Origin of the sequence: Nocardiopsis sp. NPDC006832 (assembly GCF_040635885.1) — a bacterium.
GTDB lineage: Bacteria > Actinomycetota > Actinomycetes > Streptosporangiales > Streptosporangiaceae > Nocardiopsis.
Genome location: NZ_JBEYLC010000051.1, coordinates 1 through 21502, shown reverse-complemented (window position 1 = coordinate 21502; position 21502 = coordinate 1). Strand labels below are relative to the sequence as shown.

At 70.5% G+C, this 21502-nt stretch carries 17 protein-coding genes; 10 read left to right on the top strand and 7 right to left on the bottom strand.

Features of this window, described 5'->3' with window-relative positions; genetic code table 11:
* Positions 1-180 precede the first annotated feature (180 nt).
* On the top strand, positions 181-2109 hold the full coding sequence (locus ABZ717_RS21595) for an amidohydrolase (protein ID WP_358513322.1): 1929 nt from the start codon (positions 181-183) through the stop codon (positions 2107-2109).
* A gap of 84 nt (positions 2110-2193) precedes the next feature.
* Entirely contained in the window at positions 2194-2913 is a 720-nt protein-coding gene (locus tag ABZ717_RS21590) for a M48 family metallopeptidase (protein ID WP_358513320.1), read from the top strand.
* A gap of 6 nt (positions 2914-2919) precedes the next feature.
* On the opposite strand, the gene ABZ717_RS21585 is transcribed toward ABZ717_RS21590, so the two are convergent.
* A complete protein-coding gene (locus ABZ717_RS21585) occupies positions 2920-5067 on the bottom strand; it encodes an elongation factor G-like protein EF-G2 (RefSeq protein WP_358513318.1) in 2148 nt (715 codons plus the stop codon).
* 182 nt (positions 5068-5249) lie between these two features.
* On the opposite strand from ABZ717_RS21585, the gene ABZ717_RS21580 reads away from it, so the two are divergent.
* From ABZ717_RS21580 to ABZ717_RS21570, 3 genes are read left to right on the top strand one after another with little or no spacing between them, the layout of a single operon-like run.
* Complete coding sequence (locus ABZ717_RS21580; protein WP_358513316.1) at positions 5250-6638, top strand: CPBP family intramembrane glutamic endopeptidase; 1389 nt, start codon at positions 5250-5252, stop codon at positions 6636-6638.
* Positions 6639-6658: 20 nt separating this feature from the next.
* Positions 6659-7477, top strand: coding sequence for an alpha/beta fold hydrolase (locus ABZ717_RS21575; RefSeq protein WP_358513314.1), 819 nt, complete (start codon positions 6659-6661; stop codon positions 7475-7477).
* Positions 7478-7509: 32 nt separating this feature from the next.
* The gene (locus tag ABZ717_RS21570; RefSeq protein WP_358513312.1) at positions 7510-8757 is read left to right on the top strand and encodes an MFS transporter; all 1248 of its coding nucleotides are present in this window, start codon (positions 7510-7512) and stop codon (positions 8755-8757) included.
* A gap of 77 nt (positions 8758-8834) precedes the next feature.
* On the opposite strand, the gene ABZ717_RS21565 is transcribed toward ABZ717_RS21570, so the two are convergent.
* The 3 genes from ABZ717_RS21565 to ABZ717_RS21555 form a co-directional block, all read right to left on the bottom strand.
* Positions 8835-9791 carry a hypothetical protein gene (locus ABZ717_RS21565; protein WP_358513310.1) on the bottom strand — a complete coding sequence of 319 codons (957 nt, stop codon included), beginning with the start codon at positions 9789-9791 and terminating at the stop codon, positions 8835-8837.
* Positions 9792-10048: 257 nt separating this feature from the next.
* Positions 10049-10606: a peptide deformylase gene (def, locus tag ABZ717_RS21560; RefSeq protein WP_358513308.1), complete on the bottom strand. Its 558-nt coding sequence runs from the start codon at positions 10604-10606 to the stop codon at positions 10049-10051.
* 86 nt (positions 10607-10692) lie between these two features.
* Positions 10693-11505 carry an aminoglycoside adenylyltransferase domain-containing protein gene (locus ABZ717_RS21555; protein ID WP_358513306.1) on the bottom strand — a complete coding sequence of 271 codons (813 nt, stop codon included), beginning with the start codon at positions 11503-11505 and terminating at the stop codon, positions 10693-10695.
* An 844-nt stretch (positions 11506-12349) separates the two neighbouring features.
* Between ABZ717_RS21555 and ABZ717_RS21550 the strand changes: the two genes are divergently transcribed.
* Positions 12350-13027 carry a CbiX/SirB N-terminal domain-containing protein gene (locus tag ABZ717_RS21550; RefSeq protein WP_358513304.1) on the top strand — a complete coding sequence of 226 codons (678 nt, stop codon included), beginning with the start codon at positions 12350-12352 and terminating at the stop codon, positions 13025-13027.
* Positions 13028-13280: 253 nt separating this feature from the next.
* The gene (locus ABZ717_RS21545) at positions 13281-14201 is read left to right on the top strand and encodes an aminoglycoside phosphotransferase family protein (RefSeq protein WP_358513302.1); all 921 of its coding nucleotides are present in this window, start codon (positions 13281-13283) and stop codon (positions 14199-14201) included.
* Between the two features lie 44 nt (positions 14202-14245).
* Here the strand turns inward: ABZ717_RS21545 and ABZ717_RS21540 are convergent, their stop codons facing one another.
* A complete protein-coding gene (locus ABZ717_RS21540; protein ID WP_358513300.1) occupies positions 14246-14923 on the bottom strand; it encodes a response regulator transcription factor in 678 nt (225 codons plus the stop codon).
* Positions 14904-17447 (bottom strand): ATP-binding protein, encoded by a 2544-nt coding sequence (locus ABZ717_RS21535; protein ID WP_358513298.1) that lies wholly within the window; start codon positions 17445-17447, stop codon positions 14904-14906. Before ABZ717_RS21535 ends, ABZ717_RS21540 begins: the two co-directional genes overlap by 20 nt.
* Positions 17448-17689: 242 nt before the next feature.
* Here ABZ717_RS21535 and ABZ717_RS21530 point away from each other — a divergent pair, with 242 nt between their 5' ends.
* Positions 17690-18598, top strand: coding sequence for a hypothetical protein (locus ABZ717_RS21530; RefSeq protein WP_358513296.1), 909 nt, complete (start codon positions 17690-17692; stop codon positions 18596-18598).
* Positions 18599-18689: 91 nt separating this feature from the next.
* Positions 18690-19364 carry a hypothetical protein gene (locus ABZ717_RS21525; RefSeq protein ID WP_358513294.1) on the top strand — a complete coding sequence of 225 codons (675 nt, stop codon included), beginning with the start codon at positions 18690-18692 and terminating at the stop codon, positions 19362-19364.
* Positions 19365-19418: 54 nt separating this feature from the next.
* Here ABZ717_RS21525 and ABZ717_RS21520 read toward each other — a convergent pair whose 3' ends face one another.
* The gene (locus ABZ717_RS21520) at positions 19419-21065 is read right to left on the bottom strand and encodes an FAD-binding oxidoreductase (protein ID WP_358513292.1); all 1647 of its coding nucleotides are present in this window, start codon (positions 21063-21065) and stop codon (positions 19419-19421) included.
* A gap of 17 nt (positions 21066-21082) precedes the next feature.
* Between ABZ717_RS21520 and ABZ717_RS21515 the strand changes: the two genes are divergently transcribed.
* Positions 21083-21502 (top strand): helix-turn-helix domain-containing protein (locus ABZ717_RS21515; protein ID WP_358513290.1); only part of this gene is annotated, 420 nt, incomplete at its 3' end.

Here is a 21502-nt window from a genome sequence, read left to right as displayed (position 1 = left end):
CGGAGATGGCTTACCGTGTGCAGACCCTAACCCATGGCACTTACCGGTGCACCCAAGGTGCCCATCATCGGACCTATGGACGGGACGCGCCGGTGTGAATCCGCGACCCTCCCAAAGATAAGGTGCAGGAAGGCGGCTGTTCCCCTTGCAGCCTCTGCCAGGACGAGAACGAAGAAGGCGGTGGAAACCGTGCCGCACGCGGTGGACCCCAACCGTGCCGCTCAGCACGGAAGCGTGGTCATGAGACTCCTCGACGAGATCTTCCCGCTCGTGGAGGGGGTCTACGTCGATCTGCACAAGAACCCGGAGCTCTCACACTCCGAACAGCGCACCGCCAGTGTCGTCGCGGAATGGCTGACCCGAACCGGCTACGAGGTCCACAAGGGCGTCGGCGGAACCGGTGTGGTCGGCATCCTGCGCAACGGCCCCGGGCCAACGGTGATGCTGCGGGCCGACATGGACGCGCTTCCCCTGGAGGAGAAGACCGGGCTGCCCTACGCCAGTACGGCCAAGGCTGTGGACGACGAGGGCGTCGAGGTGCCCGTCATGCACGCCTGCGGCCACGACGCGCACACCGCCTGCCTGGTCGGTGTCGCGGACCTGCTGTCGGAGACCCGCCAGGAGTGGGCCGGCACCCTCATGATCGTGGCCCAGCCGGGTGAGGAGACCCTCGACGGCGCCCAGGGCATGATCGACGACGGTCTGTACGACCGGTTCGGGCGCCCCGACGTCATCCTCGGCCAGCACCTCGGCCCGCAGCCCGCAGGACTCATCTCCCACCGCGCCGGCATCATCCTCGGCGCCGCCAACGCCTACCGGGTGCGCGTTTTCGGCGAGGGCGGACACGCCTCCCAACCGCACACCACCGTCGATCCGGTGCTCATCGCGGCCAACATCGTCAGCCGCCTCCAGGGCGTGGTCTCCCGAGAGATCAGCCCCAGCGAGATGGCGGTCCTCACCGTCGGCAGGATCCAGGCCGGCACCAAGGCCAACATCATCCCCGACGAGGCGTACCTGGAGATCAGCACCCGGGCGCTGAACGAGAACGTCACCGAGCAGCTGGAACAGGCGATCGAGCGGATCGTGCGCGCCGAGGCCGCGGCCTCCGGCGCCGGCCGCGAACCCCGGGTCGAGCGCTTCCAGGGCAGTGGGGTCACCCACAACGACCCGACGAGCACCTCCGACGTCGCCTCCGCGCACCTCGCCTACTTCGGCGAGGAGTACGTCATCCACCTGCCGGATCCCTCCCCGGCCACCGAGGACTTCTGCCGCTTCGGTCTGCCCGAGGACCCGCAGCCCATCCCGTACGTGTTCTGGTTCGTGGGCGCCACCCCGCACGACGTGTGGGAGGCGGCCCCCGGTGACACGCCCTACGAGAAGATGGGCAACGTCCCGAGCAACCACTCGCCGTTCTTCTCGCCGGCCCGCGAACCCACGCTGCGTGCCGGGCTCGCCGCGATGACCGTGGCCGCCCTGTCCTACCTGGGCAGCGACAACCAGAACCCGTCGACGCCGAGCCTGCCGCCGACCGAGGTTCCGGCCGGACCGGCCTTCGCCGGACCCGCTCCCACCGAGGCGGCGGACCCGCGCGCCCACACCGGCGGCGGCGAGAGCATGGCCTCCTCCGGGGGCTACGCCGCCCCGGACCCTGTGGCGGACGGATACATGGCTGTGCCCTCGGGGCCGCAGGACGCCTATGCGGGTTTCCCGCCGCCCTCCGAGAGCGGGTCGGACCCGCTCACCGGACCGCCCCCCACGGGATCGCCGTTCGGTGAGAGCAACGACGCCTACGACAGCGCGTTCCTCGCCTCGTCCTGGCCGGCGCCCGACGAGCCCGCCGTGGAGTCCACCGCCGACGCCGACATGGGCGCGGTCATGGGCGAACAGGATCGGGAGCCGCGCGACGAGTGGCACGGTGGCAGGGGAGAGGAGTCGACCCTGTCCGCGGACATGGCCGCCCTCATGGACGAGGAGGGGGCGCCTCCGCCGCCCTCCGGTCCCCCGGCCGGTCCGGCCTACGGCGGTCCGCCTCCGGCGGGCGGAGCACACGACGCACCCCCGCCCCCCGGGGTCGACGACGATCGGCCCGGCTCCCAGTACCGGTACTGACCGCGCGTGGGGGCCATCCCGTGGCGATGGGGTGACCCCCGTGTGCGCCGGTCCCTGCGACATCACCGGGAAACACCCATTCTGATGGGATGTGTCCTGGTCACGCTGTTCACCATCGCGGGCGCGGTCAGCCGTGCCCTGTCCGGTGACCCCAACGAGCCGTTGCTGCTGCTGAGCATCCCCGCGCTGGTGTACTTCGTGCGGGGCCAGCTCTACGCCCGCCAGCGGGTCAACGGGGTGCGCATCACCGAGGAACAGTTCCCCGAGGCGTACCGGATGGTGACCGAGGCCGCCGAACGCTTCGGCATGCACCAGGTGCCCGACGCCTACGTGGTGCTCGGCAACGGCGTCGTCAACGCGTTCGCGTCCGGCCACGGGTTCCGCCGCTACGTCGCCGTCAACAGCGACCTGTTCGAGGTGGGCGCCCGTGACCCGGACGCGCTGCGCTTCGTGATCGGTCACGAGGTGGGCCACATCGCCGCCGGACACACGTCGTTCTGGCGGCAGTTCGGGGTTTCGGTCGCCAACATCATCCCCGGGGTGGGCAGCACCCTGGGACGCGCCCAGGAGTACACCGCCGACAACCACGCCTACGAGTACTGCCCCGAAGGGGTCCAAGGGCTGCGGATCCTGGCCGCGGGCAAGTACCTGTACCGGGACGTGGACTTCGACGACATCGCCGCACGCGCGCACACCGACACCGGGTTCTTCGTCATGCTGGTCAACCTGCTCTCCAGCCACCCGGTCAACACGTTCCGCTTCGACGCCCTGGCCGACCGCACCCGACCCGGCCGCGTCCTTTGACACGCCCTAACGACGGCGTATGTGATCGGGCAGACGTTCGTGGCGGAGGTAGTCGCGGGTGAACTCGCCGGTGCCGTGCGAGACCGACCGCAGTTCCACCGCGTAGCGCACGATCTCCAACTCCGGGACCTGCGCCCGGACGCTCACCCGGCCGCCGTCGACCGCCTCGGTGCCCACCACCCGGCCACGCCGGGCCGACAGGTCGCTGAGCACCGCTCCCAGATGGGCCTCGTCCACCTCCACGGTCACGCTGTCCACCGGTTCCAGCACCGTGCGGTCACAGGTCGAGGCGGCGTCGCGAAGGGCCAGACGCCCAGCCTTCTGGAAGGCCATGTCGGAGGAGTCCACCGAGTGGGCCTTGCCGTCGTACAACGTGACCCGCAGGTCCACCAGCGGGTGGCCGTCATCCACCCCCTCGGCCATCTGTGCGCGCACGCCCTTCTCCACTGATGGGATGAACTGGCGCGGCACCACACCGCCCACGATCCGGTCGACGAACTCCAACCCCGCACCGGACTCCAGCGGCTCCACCCGGATCCGGCAGACCCCGAACTCACCGTGGCCACCGCTCTGCTTCACGTTGCGGCCGGTGCCCTGGGCGGGCATGGAGAACGTCTCCCGGAGCGGGACGCGGATGTCGTCGGTGCGGACCCGCACGCCGTCCCGGTGTTCCAACCGATCGAGGGCCGCGTCGAGGTGCGCTTCCCCCAGGCTCCACAGGACCATCTGGTGGGTCTCGGGGTCGACCTCCACCCGCAGCGAGGGGTCCTCGGCCACCAGTCGGGACACCGCCCGGGAGAGCTTGTCCTCGTCCGAAGAGGAGGCGGCGGTGAGCGCCACCGGCATCATCGGATCCGGGAACGCCCACGGGGACACCCGCAGCGGGAGTTCCGGCGAGGAGAGGGTGTCGCCGGTGCGCGCGGCCGGTAACTTGGCGACCGTGCCCAGGTCACCGGCGATCACCGCGTCGACGGGGCGGGCCTCGCGGCCCAACGGAACCGACAATGCGCCGATCCGCGCGTCGTCGCCGGTGCGGTCGAGCTCGTCAGAGCGGCCCAGGCTCGAACCCATTCCGTGGCCGTGCAGGTGCACTGCGGAATCCGGGGTCAGGGTGCCGGAGAACACCCGGACCAGGCTCATCCGGCCCACGTACGGGTCGCCGGTGGTGCTCAGGACCTCCGCCACCAGAGGGCCGTCCGGGTCGCAGGACAACCCCTCCACGGGGCGCCCGTCCGGCCGGACCACCGTCGGAAAGGGACGCCGGAGTGGATCGGGGCAGGACAGCGGAAGTTCGCGCAGCAGCTCCCGGACCCCCACGCCACGGGTGGGACTGAGCGCCAGCACCGGATGGAACCCGCCCGCCGCCACCGCCTGCTTCAGGTCCGCGATGAGCAGGTCCGGGTCGAGGGTTCCCCCTTCCATGTAGCGCTCCATGAGCGCCTCGTCCTCGCTCTCGGTGATGACCTCCTCGACGAGGGTCTCGCGGAGCGGCCCCGCGGCCTCGACCAACCGGTCCGGCGCGAGACGCGAGATGGGGGCGGACCCGGGCCCGCCCCCATCGGAGTAGTCGTAGTAACGCTCGGAGACCAGTCCCCACAGGCCCACGAGCGAGCGTCGGTCACCATCGCCCTCGAACGCGGGGACGTAGGCGGCGTGCACCCCCGAACCGAAGGACTCTCGACACTGGGCGACCACGCCCTCGAAGTCGGCGCGCGGGTGGTCGATCTTGGTGACGGCCACCGCTCGCGGCATGCCCACGGCGGCGCACTCGCGCCACAACAGTCGGGTGCGGCCGTCCACCCCGTCCAGGGCGGAGATCACGAACAGGGCGGCGTCGGCGCCGCGCAGGCCGGCGCGCATCGCCCCGATGAAGTCGGCGTATCCGGGGGTGTCCAGCAGGTTCACCTTGACCCCGTCCACCATCACCGGGCTCACCGTGAGGTGCACGGACCGGTGGCGGCGGATCTCGACGTCGTCGTGATCGCTGACGGTCGTGCCCTCTTCCACGCTGCCGGGGCGTCGAATCTCCCCGGCGGTGAGGAGGAGCGCCTCGACCAGGCTCGTCTTGCCGGCCCCGGTCGGGCCGACGAGGGCGACGTTGCGGATGTTCTGGGGCCGGTCGGCCCTCGGTGCTGCTACGGCTCGATCTACCATCCCTGCTACCCAGCCCTTCGGGGTCCGGGTGGTGGTCTCCAGAGCCACCACCGAAAGTGTGACCTGTGACACTCTCTACGGTCGCGGTTCACCGGCCTGATCACAAGGGGAGGACCGATGATCATCCACGGATGGAGACTTCGGGGCGCTATGACCCGAGATGGTCTTCTAGGCTATGCCCCGTGCCTTGGTCGGAGATCCTTCCCCAGTTCAGTCTCACCGGGACCCTGTTGACGGTCCTGCTCCTGTTCTTCGCTGCGGTCGGTGAGCCGCTTCTCGGGAGACGCGCGTTCTCGTGGCTGTCCCGCCGCGAGGGCGACGGCCGCGCCCTGGAACTGCTGTACGCCGTCACGATGGGCGTCCACATCCTGTGGGGCGTGCTCGTGCTCGCGGTGGTGCTCACCTCGCCGGAGCTGCACCCGGTGGACCTCGGGCTTCGCTTCCCCGACGCGTGGGGTCCGATCGTGGGTGGTGCCCTCGGTGGCCTGGTGGCGTTGCTCGCCTTCTGGCTACTGGTCAACGGCATGCCCACCAAGGAGCGGTTCCCGGCCCTTGGGAAGCTGCCGGCGCTCGGCAAGAGGAACAGGAAGAAGGGGAGCGGCGACGACGCCTCGGAGGAGTCGCGCGGGCGCAGGGGCCACCGTGGTCACCGCGGCCGCCGGGCGCCCGCCAAGCCCATGACGTTGCCCGACCCGGGTCGTCGCCAGTACCTGCTGCTGCCGCGCACCACCAAGGAACGCGCCCTGGCCGCGGGCATGGCCGTCACCGGTGGTGTGTTCGCCGAACTGCTCTACCGCGGACTGTTCATCGTCCTGGTGGCGAGCATGGACGTACCGCTGTGGATCGCCGCGGTCCTGTCGGTGGTGCTGTTCTCCCTGGCCCACCTCTACCAGGGCTGGTGGGGGCTGGTCAGTGCCGGTTTCTCCGGCACGCTCTTCACCATCCTGTACCTGGGCACGGGCAGTCTGGTCGTGCCGATCCTCGTACACGTCGCCCTCAACCTGCGCTCGATCGTCTTCCCACCGGCCTCGGAGTTGGCCAAGGCCGACGAGTACGCCGCCTACGAGGACGACTACTACGACGACGAGTGCGAGGAGGGGTACACCGGCGAGTTCGAGGCGGTCGAGGGCGCGGCGGAACCCCAGGAGGCCACCGGGGTGACGCCGGGACAGGGTCCGCCCGCGGGTACCCCGCCGTTCGGGAACCCCGGGCCTCTCGGAGCGCCCGCTCCGCAGGGTCCGCCTCCCGGTGTTCCAGGCAACCCCTATGGCGCGCCGTCCCATCAGGAGCCTTGGCCCGGGAGGCCCGGACCCCCGCAGCCGCCTCTGCCGCCCCAACAGCCACAACAGCCCCAACCGCCCTACCGGCAGGGCCCGCCACCGAGCACTCCCTACGGCGCCCCTCCACCCCCGCCCGGGCACGTCCCCGGCGACTTCCTCTCCGACGACCCGACCCCCTATCCGGGGGCCGGTCGTGACCAGGACGGACGCCGACTCCACCCGGACGAGTGGATCGATCGGCGCTATCGGCCCGGGGACGACACACCGGGGTCGGGACCGACCGGCCGGTGATGATCGGGCACGATGGAACGGTGTCCGACACCACCGACCATCACACCGCACGTTCGCGGGAGCACCGTTACCGACTCACCACCTCCGACGGGGTGGGAATCGACGCCGTGCTGCTGCGCGGCATCGAACCCCGCACCACCGCCGTCGTCCTGGCCAACGGCTTCACCGGCAGCCATCAGAGCCCGCCCACCCGGGGCATCGCCGAGGGACTGATGTCCGTCGGCGACGTCATGACCTTCGACTTCCGAGGGCATCACGGCTCCGGGGGACACAGCACCGTCGGCAACGCCGAGATCCACGACCTGGAGGCCGTCGTGGGTCGACTGCGCGAGCTCGGCTACCACCGGATCGCCACCGTCGGGTTCTCCATGGGCGCGGCCGTGGCCATCCGCCACGCCGCCATCTACGGCGGAAGCACCGCGGTGGTCTCGGTCAGCGGCCCCAGTCGCTGGTACTACCGGGGCACCCGGGCCATGCGCCTGCTTCACCTGGCCATCGAGAAAACGCTGGGCAGGGCCATCCTCCGACGCTTCCGCAAGGTCAGGGTCACCGACCGGCACTGGAACCCCATCCCGGCCGAACCGCGAGAGATCGCCGGCCAGGTCGCGCCCGCGCCCCTGCTGGTGGTGCACGGCGACTCCGACGCCTACTTCCCCGTCACCCACGCCACGGCCATCTACGACGCGGCGCGCCACCCCAAGGACCTGTGGATCATCCCCGGCATGGGGCACGCCGAACGGGCGGTCGATCCCGACCTCGTGTCCCGTCTGCGCGAATGGCTCGACGAACGGCTCCACGAACGGAGCGACGGAGCGAACCGGGACGAAGAGGGTGTTTAGACAGTACGTGTCGACCCCGGTACAAAGGGGGGATGATCCGATCCGGTTCTCCCTCTGGGAGCGTCACCTCCTCCGCTGACATCCCTGGGCTGAGGGGCCGCGGATTCACGCTCCTCATCCTGGCCACGGCGGTGGGCCTGTGCGGCTTCGCGGCGGTGCTACCGCTGGTACCCCTGTGGGCCTCCCGTGGTGGCGCCGGCGAGTTCGGCGCCGGGGCCACCACGGCCGTCTTCATGCTCACCACGGTCCTGACCCAGTTGGGCATGCCCTGGCTGCTGGATCGGGCCGCCGGTTACCAGTGGGCGTTCCCGGTCGGCGCGCTCATCATGGGCCTGCCAACGCCGTTGTTCGCCCTCACCACCGACCTCGGCCCGCTCATCGCCGTGTCGGCGGTTCGGGGTGTCGGGTTCGGCATGGTGAGCGTGGCCGGCACCGCGTTGGCCGCCCGCCTGGTGCCCCCGGCCCAGGTCGGCAGGGCCACCGGCTACTACGGTCTGGCCGTGGGACTGCCACAGGTCGTCATCCTGCCCGGTGGGGTGGCGCTCGCCCTGCAGTTCGGCTTCGACACCGCGTTCTGGCTCACCGGGATCTGCGGAGTGGTGGCCGCCGCGCTGTCCTCGGGGATCCTGTTCGCCGACGGCGGCCGCAACCGGGCCGTGCTCCGCTACGCGGGGGAGGCCCCCCAGGACGCGCGGCCGGCACCCCGTGGCCTGCCCCTGTTCGCCGCCCTGGCCGCGCCGCTGGTCCTGATGCTGGTGCTGTCCTCGGCGGCCAGTGGGATCGTCACCTTCCTCGCCATCCCCTTGGAGGAGTCGGCCTGGCTGGTCAGCGCCCTGCTGGCCGGGTACGCGCTGTTGTTGGTGACCGGGCGTTGGACCGCCGGGGTGCTGTTCGACCGGCACGGCCGCACGATCCTGCTGCTGCCCGGAGCGATCGTCGCGGTGCTGGGCATGGGGCTGCTCGCGGCGGGTCTGTGGAGCAACGGCGACGCGGCCCCCGGCGTGATGACGGCCGCGCTGGTGCTGTCGGGCGCCGCCCTGTTCGGTCTGGGCTTCGGCGCGGTACAGAACGAGACCGTCACCGTGATGCTGGAGCGGGCCGGTCCCACCGGACACGGCCGGGCCAGCGCGGTGTGGAACATCGGATACGACGCCGGCACCGGCGCGGGCTCCGTCGGGTTGGGTCTGGTGATCCAGCTGCTCGGCTACGGGCCGGCGTTCGCGGTGGTCACCGTCGCCCTCGCCGCCGTCGTCCCCTTGGCCCTTCGCCGATCCCGCTGACCGGCATGGGGCGTGCGAACGATCCGTTGACTTCCTCCCCACGGCTGAAGCCGGGGGTCTGCGCCGCTAAGAAATGATCAGTATGAGCTGATGTGCACGTGGTCGTAGTGGTTCTGGGTCAGGTCGCCGCGGTCGTTCATGAACGTCCACTGGCGTGAGGTCGACTGCCAGATCTGCTGTTCCCAGATGATGTACTTGATGCCCAGTCGGTCGGCGTTGGCGATGCCGTAGTCGGCGATCTGGGTTCCCAGCTGACGGTTGGCCTCGGAGGGGGAGGCGCCGTTGGCGCTCATCATGAAGTCGCAGGCCCGGCCATCACCGTGGTCGTCGGCGCTGGGGCGGAAACAGCCCACGGGGAAGGGCGCGCCGAACTCCATGATGATCTCGTCGCGGATGGCCGCCATCCGGGGCTGGGTCTGGTCCCAACCGCCGCCGCGGGCGCTGTCGGGGATGGTGCCGTCGCCGGGGGTCTCGGGAACCTGCTCCGCCTCGTACTCGGCGATGCGCTCGGTGACCTCCTCGCGCTCCTCCTCAAGGGTGTCGATGAGGTCGGAGGCCTCCGCCAGCTCGCCCTGGAGCTCCTCGGTGACCGTGGCCTGGTCGTCGCGCAGGTCGATGAGGTCGGTGATCTCCTCGGCCTGGCTCTCGCCCAGGTAGCTGACGGTCGCGGCGTCGGCGAACATCTCCTCCGGCTCGCTGGAGAACACGATCTGCAGAGTCGGGTCGAAGCCGTCGCTCTTGTACTGGGCGGCGGCGATGGCGGACACCCCGGTCCGCGAGCCTTCCAGGCGCCCTTCGAGTTCTTCGAGGGTCTCCTCGGCCTCGTCCACCCGGTCCTTGATCTCGGTGAACTGGAGCAGTTCGCCGTCGTAGGACTCCTCCAGCTCTTCGGCGCGCTCGGTCAGTTCGTCGATGTCCACGTCGTCGGGGTCGGCGTGGGCCACCCCGGACAGGCTCAGGAGGGTCGCGGCGCCGACGGTGGCGGCGGCCAGTGGCAGGGCGCGTCGTGAGGCGTTGCGAGGAGTGGAAGTCATGTGGGCTCCGGCGATGGTCTGAGGGCGTCGGCCATGCCCGAGGACGGTCCGTCTTCCGTCACGGGAGGGGCAGAGGTGCCTCAGCCGACCATACGAGATCGTGGTGTTATGTGCACTGTGAGTTGACTCGTGAGGATGAGGAGGAGAGAGCGGGGTCTGTCCGAAGATACCCGGGGAGTACGACCACAACGGCACGTACCGGCCGGTAGGGGAGCGGCCCCGGGGCCGGAGTGGCCCCGAGGCGGGTCAAGCGAGGGTCAGGAATTGCCGCCGAAGGCGCTGGGCAGGCGCACCGCGGTGGTCGGCGCGGGCTTCTCCGCGGGCAGGAACCAATCCGAATGACGGATGTCGCGCAGCGCCCGCTTGCGGTCCTCGGGGGAGAGCCGGTCGATGTAGAGCATGCCGTCCAAGTGGTCGGTCTCGTGCTGTAGGCACTGGGCCATGAGCCCGGTGCCCTCCACGGTGATCGGCTCGTTGCGCAGGTCCACGCCCTTGACCACGGCCCTCTGGGCGCGCTCGGTGCGGTACCAGAGGCGGGGGATGGACAGGCAGCCCTCGTCGCAGTCCTGGAGTTCCTCGGACAGTTCCACGATCTCGGGGTTGATCACGTACCCGATGCGATCCTCGACGGCGTAGCTGAACACCCGCGAGCCCACGCCGATCTGGGTGGCGGCCACCCCGGCCCGTCCGGGAGCGTCGACGGTGTCGAGCAGGTCCCGCACCAGCTTCTCCGTGCGCTGGTCGAAGGTGGTGACGGGGGTGGTCTTGGTGACGAGGACTGGATCGCCGAATCGGACGATGGGGCGCATGGTCATACGACCCAGAATAGTCGTGGGGCATGACCGAGGGGTACCGAGGGAGAGGACCACGGCGTGGAAGGTGCCTCAAGGGGCGCCCTGGCTCAGGTGACCAGACCGGGGCGCAAGGACTCGTCCAGGACCATCTCGATGTAGTCCAGGGCGGCGCGACGACGGGCCAGCGCGCTCTCGTACAGGGAGGGCGACCGGGCGCCGCGACGCACCCGTAGGCACTCGTTGACGATGCGCTGCCAGCGCTCGGGGAAGGCGTGCAGTGCGTAGGCGCCCGCGCCGGACTTGGAGGTGATCTCGCCGGTCTTGAGGGTGAAGTGCAGGCGGCTCACGCTGAGCACGCTCCAGGACGGGGCGAGGGAGCCGAGGACGGCCAATCCGCGGGGGGTGACCAGGCGCCCGGCCTTCTCCCGCCAGCGGCGCCACTGCTCGTCCAACGACCCCAGGGACCAGGTGCGCAGGCTCTCGGGTTCGTCCCAAACGTCCAGTTCGGCCGGGTGGGGTCCGCGGACGGTGACGCCGCGCTCGGCCAGGACGTGCCAGGTCACCGGGTTGACGTCGGCGCTCGCGCGGGTGCGGAAACGACCGTTGATGACGGAGGGGACGGGGCCGCACTCGGAGGGGTCGCGTCCCAGCTCGCCCCAGGTGACGTGGATTCCGTTGAACTGCGGAGCGGACACCTGGTGTCTGGTCCGGTGGTGGATGCGGCGCAGCGCGTCGAGTTCCTCCCCCACCGGGTGGCGTTCGGTGACGATGACGAAGTCGACGTCGCTGGTGTGCGGGCGGAAATCGCCGAGAGCGACCGAGCCGGTCAGGTACAGGCCCTGGACGAGACCGGGGGCCTCTTGGTCGGCATTGGCGAGAAAGGCCTGGGTCAGCGTCTGCACCCGAGGGTGGACGGCCATGCTCACTCCAGTCTGGACGGCTCTGCGGACGCGAGGCGTTACGGATGTGGGGGATGCGACGGTACACCTGTCGGCGGCGCCGGCTCGCGGCGACGGAGGTGGACCGGGGGCGATCGAGGCCCTGGGGAGTCACCCCGTCGAGTTCAAGTGTGGCCGGCGTCGGGGCGGGTTGGCAAGTGATGACACCGGACTCGCACCCTGTCTCCCCACGTCAAGTGGTGTGCGGGTATGGGGGTGTGGGGGAGTTCGCACCCTTGACACGGCTCTTTCACGCGTGGTAGTCGAAGTTGGCTCGTCTCGGGCGGGCGCGTGGCGGTTCTCGGGGGGGTACGGGGTGCCGGCGGCGTGCGCACCGAGCGTGATCGCAGGTCCCCGGGCCGATGGAATTTCCCCGAGCATTCCCTGGCACGTGCAAATGTGCCGTGCATTTGCATTTGCGCGGACATGTGGTGATTTCTCTGGAGAAGTCCCCACTGAAGTTGTGTTCGCCGTCGCCCGTGGGTGAGGGGGTGTGGTGTTCGACAACTTCCGGCGATTGGCGGATCGACGGGTTTTTCCCGGAACAAAGGTGTTGCCGCAGATCATCCCTGTTGTCAGGGGTTCGGATGGGTGATCCGTGGGTCGCCCGGGTGGAGAGGGGGCGACCGGCGTCACTTTCCCGGAAGTGGACAGGGCGTCGGTTTTAGAGGATTGTTATGGTTCACCAATGAATCCCCTGGTGATAACCATAGCAGCCATTGCTCACTGTTCTTCGCGGCGTAACACCGGAGAACCTCCCTGAAACCACACCTCATTACGTTCGGTGGGCAACGGCGGTTCATGAAGCGATTCCAAGGAGCCATGGATGGTCCCCACGATGGTCCTCGTAGCCGATGATTCGAGTGACGCGCAGCGCCGGGAGGCCCTGCGCGGGCTGGCCGAAGCGGTCGCCGAAAGAGGTGAGGTGCCCGTCACGGCGGCCTTCGGAAGTCCCGCCGAGGTCGACGAGAGGATCCGCTCCGTGAGCGGACCCAAGGTGGTGGTCCCCGCCTTCGTCGCCGGTGGGGACGTCGCCAGCTCCCACATGTTCTCCCGGCTCGACCTCACCCGGCTGGAGGACTCCTGCCGGACCACGCCACTCGGTGCGGTCCCTTCGATCGTCGCCGACCTGGCCGGCCGCCTCGCCGAGTCCGGTCGGCGAGCCGAGGACGGTGTGGTCCTGGCCGCGGACGGCACCACCGGTGCCGAGGAACGCCAGGTGGTCATGGACGTGGCCCGGATGTTGAGCAGGCGCCTCGATTCCCCGGTCCAGGTCGGTTACCTGCGCACCTGGGCGCCGTCGGTCCACGACGCCGTCGACCGACTGCGTCGTGACGGGCGCGACCGCGTCGCCGTCGCCGCCTGGCACCTGGTGGAGGGACCGGACTTCGACCTGCTCCGCGAGCTCGACGTCACCGCCCTCACCGCGCCGCTGTGGCCGTCCGACCTGGTCGTGGACACCCTGCTGGCCCAGCACCGGGCCGCCAAGGGCCGCCTCACCTGACGTGCACGGACGAACACCCTCGATGACGAAAAGAATACGAAGCGTCGAGATTTCCGTTACCCGGACCGTCGAGATGGGTATATGCCTCAGGGGCGGGAACTCCCCGTGCCCGCGGCATGCTCCCCGCCGCCGTGTCGACACCCACGCGGTGCGGCGACGGTCCGGGCGGCTCCCTTCCTGAAGCAGGGCGGACGCGGCGGCTCGGCGCTCGGACCTCGACAAGTGTCGAGGGGGCCGAATCTAAGGTGGATCCATGAACGACGTCACAGCGCGGTTCGTCGACGAACGGCAACGCCGTCGGCTGATACGGCGCTTCGGCGGCCACGTCGTCGACTGGCTGGCCGGGCTGCCCTCGGTCGTCGAGAGACTGGCGGCGGAGTGGCGACTCACGGTGGAGGGACCGGCTCCGCACGGCCGTACCTCCGTCGTCCTCTACGTTCGTCGCGCCGACGACACCGAGGGCGTCCTGAAGCTCTCCCCGGACAGCGGTCTGGCCGTGGCCGAGGCGGGTCTGCTGCGCATGTGGGGTGCTTCTCGGAGGGTGCCCGACGTGTGGGCGCTCGACGCCGGTCACGGTGCCATCCTGATGGAACGTGTGGAGGGCGACACGGTCGCCGCCGGCGGCGTGGTCCCGCCCATGGAGACCATCGGTGGTCTCATCGCGCGGCTGCACGGCGTGGAGGTGAGCCCGGACCAGCGCGCGGAGCTGCGCCCGCTCACCGCGCGCGTGCAGTTCCTCTTCGACCGGTGGAGCCGAGAGCGCCTGCAGGGACCGGCGGCCGAGATCGTGCCCGCCGCCCTGATGCACCGAGCCAGTGCCCAGGGCCGTGACCTCGCCAACGGTGACGTCGACGTCGTCCCCCTCCACGGTGACCTGCACCCGGGCAACGTCATCGACGGCGGCCCACGGGGACTGGTGGTCCTGGACCCGCACGCCTGCCTGGGCGACGGTGCCGTGGACGCCGTCGACTGGACCCTGTGGAAGGCCACCGACATGGCCGAGGTGGAGCGCCGCGTGAGCGTGCTCTCCCAGACCATGGAGGTGGACGGCGACCGGTTGCTGGAGTGGGCGCGCGCGTTCGCTCCGTGCATGGCGGTCGCCAAGGCCAACCGCGGTCAGGTCGGAACACCCGAGTTCGAGCTGCTCATGAACCTGTGCCACGTGCCCGCCTGACACCCCCGCCGCACCGGACTCGGGGACGCGCGTCCAGGGGGCGGTCAGGTGTCGCGTTCGAGGCGGTAGCCGCGGCCGGCCTCGGTGATCAGGTGGCGAGGGCGGGAGGGGTCCGGTTCGAGCTTGCGACGCAGCTGGGCCAGGTACACCCGCAGGTAGTTGGTCTCGTTCTGGTAGGCGGGTCCCCACACGTCGTGCAGTAGATGGCGCTGGCTCACCAGGCGGCCGACGTTGCGGGCCAGGATCTCCAGGATGTGCCATTCCGTGGGGGTCAAGCGCACCTCTGCGCCGTCGCGCAGCACCCGCTTGGCGCCCAGGTCCACCTCGAAGGCCTCGGTCCGCACGATCGGGGCCTCCTCCACCTGAACGGCACGGCGTTCGGCGGCGCGCATTCGGGCCAGCAGCTCGTCCATCCCGAACGGCTTGGTCACGTAGTCGTCCGCGCCCAGGTCCAGGCAGCGCACCTTCTCACCGGCCGAATGCCGGGCCGACAGCACGATGATCGGCACCTGTGTCCACCCGCGCAGCCGTTGGATGACCTCCACACCCTCCATGTCCGGTAGTCCCAGGTCCAGCAACACCACCGTGGGCAGGTGGTCCTCCACCAGGCGAAGCGCGCTCGCCCCGTCCTTGGCGGTGTCCACGTCATAACCTCGGGCTCGCAGGTTGATCCGCATCGCGCGGATGATCTGCACGTCGTCGTCAACGACCAGGACCCGCATCGGCCCGCCTCTCGTCTTCCTCGTCAACCGGTGTCACCGCACGCAACGTGATCACCATCGTCAATCCGCCGCCCGGCGTGTCCTCGGGGGCCAGGGTGCCGTGCATCGCCTCAACGAAACCACGGGCGACCGCCAACCCCAGACCCACGCCCGTGCCCTGGGGCGCGTCGCCCAACCGCTGGAACGCCTCGAACATCCGCTGCTTGGCCTCGTCCGACACCCCCGGGCCCCGGTCCACCACCCGCAACTGCACGTACCCCTCGTGCGCGCTGGCCGAGACCAGCACCGGGGAGCCGGGGGCCGGGTTGTAGCGCACCGCGTTGGTCACCACGTTGGCCATCGCCCGCTCCAACAGCCCCGCGTCCACCCGCACCCGAGGCAGTTCGTGGGGCACGTCGACCACCACCGAATCGCCCGGAATCCCCAGCAGGGTCGCCGACAGGACGTCGTCCAGGTTCTCCGGCCGCAGGCGCGGAATCACACTCTCGGTCTGCACCCGGCTCATGTCCAGCAGGTTCCCGATGAGCCGGTTCAGCCGGTCCGCCGACTCCTCCACGGTTTCGAGCAGCTCGGACCGATCCTCGTCGGACAACTCGATGTCGGTGGCGCGCAGGCTGGACACACTCGCCTTGATCGAGGTCAACGGGGTGCGCAGGTCGTGCGAGACCGCCGCGAGCAGCGCGGTGCGCATCCGGTTCCCGGCCGCCTGGGCGCGGGCCTCCGCCGCGTCCCAGGCCAGGCGCTGCTGTTCCAGGGCGATGCCCACGTGGGTGGCGAACGCGCCGAGCACCCCGCGGTCGGCGGCGGGCAGGACCCGGCCCCGCAACGCCAGAACGATGCTGTCGGACACCGGAACCAACGCGTCCGAGTCCTCCGGTGAGTCACACGCCGGGGCGCCCACGCTGTGCACCGGATGCCAACGGTCGTCGTCCAACCGTTCCAGGAGGGTCGCCGAACGTTGTCCGAAGGTCTCCCGGATCCGCCGCAGCAGCGCCTGTAGGGGCTCGTTCCCGGCCAGTACGCTCGCGGCCAGCACCGCGACGGCGTCTGCCTCGGCGCGGGCGCGCACCGCCTGCGCCGAGCGGCGGGCGGCCATCTCCACCATCACCGCCACCAGGGACCCGACCAGGAGCAGCGCGGTCATCGCCAGGAAGTTGTCGACCGACACCGAGGGTCTGTCGTGCAACGGTGACAACAGCACGGTGAGCAGCACCGCGCTCCACAACGCGGAGGCGATCGCGGGAGGCAGACCGCCCACCGCGGCGGTCACCACCGTGATGAGCAGCAGGAACAGCGGGTCGGAGGCGGGGCCGACCTCCGAGAAGAACGGCAGCGCCAGGATGAGGGTGACCAGCGGCGGAGCCATCAACGAAAGCGTCCATCCCCACACGCGGCGGTGTTCGTTCAGCCCCCGACCCGGAGCGGGCAGCAGCCACCGGCCGCCGCCCACCTCCTCGTGTGTGACGATGTGCACGTCGATGTCGCCGGACTCGCGGGCCACTATCGCGCCCACACCCGGACCGAACACGTACTGCCAGGCGCGCCTGCGGGAGGAACCCAGGACGATCTGGGTGGCGTGCGCGCCCCGGGCGAACTCCAACAGCGCCGACGGCACGTCCGTCCCCACCACCTGGTGGTAGGTGCCGCCCAGTTCCGCGAGCAGTCGACGTTGGCGCAGGAGTTCTCCGGTGGGTCGTTCTCCCAGGCCGCTGGGCGGGATCACGTGCACCGCGATCAGATCGCTGGGTTGCGGACGACCGCCGCGGGACCGGTCGGCGACCCGTGCCGCCCGTCGGATCAGCGTCTCTCCCTCGGGTCCGCCGGTCAGTGCCACGACGACCCGTTCCCGGGCCTCCCAGGTGTCCCGGATCTTGTGCTCGCCCCGGTACCGGGAGAGTCCTTCCTCCACCCGGTCCGCGGTCCACAGCAGCGCCAGTTCCCGCAGCGCCGCCAGGTTGCCCTCGCGATAGAAGTCGGCGAGGGCGGCGTCCACTCGTTCGGCGGGGTGCAGGTCGCCGCGGGCCATACGTCGGCGCAGTTCCTGCGGGGTGACGTCGACCAGTTCGATCTCCTCCGCCGAACGCACCACCCGGTCGGGCACGGTGTGCTCGGGGCGCACCCCGGTGATCTGGTGGACGACGTCGTACAGCGACTCCAGGTGGTGGATGCCGACGGTGGAGAGAACGTCGATTCCGGCGACGAGCAGCTCCTCCACGTCCTGCCAGCGGGTCGGGTTGGGCGCCCCCGGTGGGTTGGGCCTGGCCAGGTCGTCGACGACGACGAGTTCGGGGGCGCGGGTGATGACGGCGGCGGTGTCCATGGCCCCCGAGGTGTGCTCGGGAACGGTTTCGAGCCCACGCAGCAGGGCCGCCGTGTCGACTCTGCGGTGGGTGTGCACCGCGCCGATCACGATGTCGGTGCCGCGTTCGGCCCGGCGACGGGCTTCGGTCAGGGCGTGGTGGGTGGTGCCCACCCCGGGTGCCGAACCCAGGTGGATGCGGAGTCGTCCTTTCACGCCACCCATTGTCGACGGGTTCGGGGGCGCGGGGTGCGGGAACGGCCATGATCCGCGTGCGGGGAACCCGCGGCGGGTGGCTCGTCCTGGAGGGCGAGCGCGCCTGCTCGGTCGGGACATCGGCCTGTTCCGGCCAATGACGGTGATCACCGTCGGTATGGGGCCGGCTGTCTCCCGTGTCGGATAAGACTGGAGTTCCCCCGGAACATTCCGGATCACGACAGCCGACACGAGGACGACGAGGTTCCCCCATGGGTCAGCCCCCGCCCCAACCCGGTCCGCAGGGACCATTCCCCGGACAACCCGGACAACCCGGACAGCCGCCGCAGGGTCCGCCGCCCGGATACGGGCAGTATCCGCCACAGGGCCCGCCGCCCGGGTACGGGCAGCAGCCCCCACAAGGTCCGCCCTCCGGGCACGGGCAGTACCCGCCGCAGGGTCCGCCGCCCGGGTACGGGCCGCAGGGTCCCGGCGGCCCGGAGCAGCCCAAGAAGAAGACCGGTCTGATCGTCGGCGGCGCCATCGGCGCGGTCGTACTGATCGCGGCGATCGGCGGGATCGCGGCGTGGGCGGCCTCCGGTGGTGAGTACGTCTCCATGCCCGACGACTGCGCACTCGTGTTCGAGGGCAACTCGCTGGAGGACTCCGACTTCGGTCCGATGCCCTCCTTCGACGGTGGCTTCGACCCGGAGGGCGGCTCGTCCGACGGTTCCTACGGTGAGATGTCGTGTGAGGGCGAGTCCGGTGACCTGATGGTCTCCTTCCACGTCGAGCTCTTCGACATGGAGCACCCCGACACCGAGGAACAGCTCCAGGAGATCCTGGAGGAGGAGTTCGACCCGGCGGAGGAGTTCGGAGCGGATGCCACCGAACCGGGTGTGGTCAGCGACCTCGACCTGGACTACGGCCCCGAGGGGCAGGTTCTGTGGGACGAGAGCAGCATCGGTGAACGCGGCATGACCGTGGTCTCGATCATGGACGGTGGCGAGTTCGGTGAGGGCGGCGGCTTCGGCGCGAGCGTGTTCCTGTCGGGCAACGCGGCCGGCGCGGTCGTGATCGGCACGAACAGTGGCGGTGTCGACATCGAGACCGTGTACGCCACCATCGAGAGCAGCGCGTCCGACCTGCAAAGCCGTATTTCGAGGGTCGCCGAGAAGTGACCCCCTCCGTTCGGCGGGTCCGAGGGTCTTCGAACTCCGGGCCCACCGAACGAGTATCCCGACCGACCACCGAGACAGACGGAACCCACGAGTGAACACGCCCCTTCCGGAATCCGGCCGCTCACCCGAGCGGAGCCGCCGCCTTCCGTTCGCCCTGGCCGGCGTCGGCGCGGCGGTGGCACTGGCCCTGGGCGGGCTGTACGTGTGGTCGAACGACACCCGGGACGAGGGCGTTTCCCTGCCCGGGGACTGCGCCGACCTGCTCCCGGTGGATCTGGCCGAACGTCTGCCCGGGGCGGGGGAGATCGAGTTGGGCGGCCAGATCCGGGACACGGTGGAGGAAGAGGACGTGCTCAAGGTCGCCCACTGCGAGGCGGCCGACGACGTCGACGGTGACACCGCGCACTTCAGCCTCCAGGTGGTGCTGTACGACCCCGCCGAGGAGGAGAGCGTGCGCCGCATGCGGGAGTCCGTCGCCCAAGGACGACTGGCCCGTGAGGACGACGACTTCGAGTCGGAGTACGGTGACCCGCCGATGCGCGCGGTGGAGTGGCGTTCTCTGTCGGTGGGCGACGGGGGATACGCCACGGCGTCCGGACCGGTGGACGAGGAAGGGACCGACGAGCTGTGGTCCTCCCTGGAGTACTCGTTCGACAACGCGCGGGTGAGCCTCTTCCACCGCACGGATGGTCCGGTGGATCCCGTGGAGGACCTGGACGCCTTGGAGGACCTGGCCGTCGAGGTCACCGAACGGCTGGGCGGGTAGGGCCCCGCGAGGGGCCCCACCCGCTCCGGGCTCACCGGTCCCGCGGGAGCGGGGTCAGGCGTCGGGGATGAGCTTGCCGGGGTTGAGCACGCCCTCCGGGTCCAGCGCGGACTTCACCGCGCGGAGCACGTCGGCGCCGAGCGGGCCCAACTCGTCCGTCATCCAGGGCCGGTGGTCGGTGCCCACCGCGTGGTGGTGGGTGATGGTGCCGCCGTTGGCGACGATCGCGTCCGAAGCCGCTCGCTTGGCCTCGGCCCAGCGCGCCGACGGGTCCTCGCCCGCACCCGTGGCCACCGTGAAGTACAGGGACGCCCCGGTCGGGTAGGTGTGCGAGACGTGGCACAGCACCACCACGCCGCTCACGTCGTCGTCCAGCGCGCCCGTCAGGGCGTCCACCACGGCCCGGTAGAGCGTCTCCAGGTCACTCCAGGTCGCCGCGGTCTCCAGTGTCTCGGCGAGGATGCCCGCGGACAGCAGGGAGTCGCGCAGGTACGGAGTGGTGAACCGGGTCTCGCGCCAGTGTGCCACCGGGGCCGACCCCAACGGGGTGCCACCGGCCGCCACCATGACCTCGCGCACGGCGGCCGCGCGCGCCGTCACGTCGGAGTCGGTGCCCTCGAAGCCCAACACCGCCTGGCAGCCGGGCGTGGCCTCACGACCGGCCAACGCGGCGTTCACGAACGTCTCGGTCTCGTCGGACAACCGCGCCATGGTGGGGCGCACGTCCGATTGGGCGAGCGTGCGCAGCGCCGCCACGCCGGTCGTGTAATCGGGGAAGGACCAGGCCTCGTCCAGGACGCGTTCGGGTCGGGGCCGCACGCGCACGGCGACCTCCGTGATCACGCCCAGGGTGCCCTCCGAACCCACCATGAGCCGACGCAGGTCGGGGCCGGCGGCGGAGGCGGGCGGCCCTCCCAACTCCAGGGTGCCGCGCGGTGTGGCCACCCGCATGCCCACGACCATGTCCTCGAACCGGCCGTAACCGGAGGAGGCCTGGCCGCTGGAGCGGGTCGCGGCGTACCCGCCGATGGTGGCGTACTCGTAGCTCTGCGGCATGTGTCCCAGGGTCAGGCCGTGTTCGGCCAGCATCGCCTCGGCGTGCGGGGTGCGCACACCGGCGCTCAGCACGGCGGTCAGGGAGGTGGTGTCCAGGGACACCAACCGGTCGAGCCGTCGCAGGTCCAGGGAGACGACCGTCCGGAAGTCACCGCGGATCGGGGTGAGGCCGCCGACCACGCTGGTGCCACCGCCGAAGGGGACCACCGCCACGCGCTCGGCCGAGCACAGCGCCAGGAGCCGTTCCACCTGTTCGTGGTCGGCGGGTGACAGCACCGCGTCGGGCGCGAGGTCGGTCCGACCGGAACGGCGGGCGAGCAGGTCGGGCGTGCTCTTGCCGCCGCTGCGACGCAGCCGGGTGGGCCCGTCGGTTCGCACGTGTTCGGCGCCGACGACCTCTGCGAACGCGTCACGGAGACGTTCGTCCAGGCGGGTCGGGGGCAGGACGACGTCCTCCTCCGGGACCGGGGGCATGTCCTCGGTGCGGGTGCGCAGGACCTGTGTGATGAGGTCGCGCGTTCCGGGGTCCAATCGGGTGGCCCGCCCGGGGTCGCCCCAGGCGAACCAGCTCATCTCCGGTGCGGTGTCGGTGCTCCCGGTGGCGTCGGTCGTTCCGGCGGGGGAGTCTTGCGCATCGTGGGTCATGCTCTACAGTTTTACACATGGCGTCAAAACGTAACGTAGAGGACGAGATCCTGGACGCGGCCCGCGCCTGCGTGGAGTCGTTCGGTGTACGACGCACCACCCTGACCGACGTGGCCCGCCGCGCCGGGGTCAGCCGGCCCACCGTGTACCGCCGCTGGCCCGACGTCACCGCGCTCGTCGCGGACCTGCTCACCCGCGAACTCCGCCACATCCTCATCGCCGAGGAGATGGCGGCCGGGAGCGACGTCGCCGAGGAGAGCGTCCGCTCGGGCCTGGTGCGACACGCCACCGGGGCCGCCCGGGCGATGCTCGCCCACCCCCTCGTCGGCCGGATCATCGACACCGAACCGGAACTCCTGGCCACCTACACCTTCCACCGGCTCGGTAGTAGCCACAAGGCCGCCCTCGAACTGGTCGAACCCGCCATCGCGGACGGC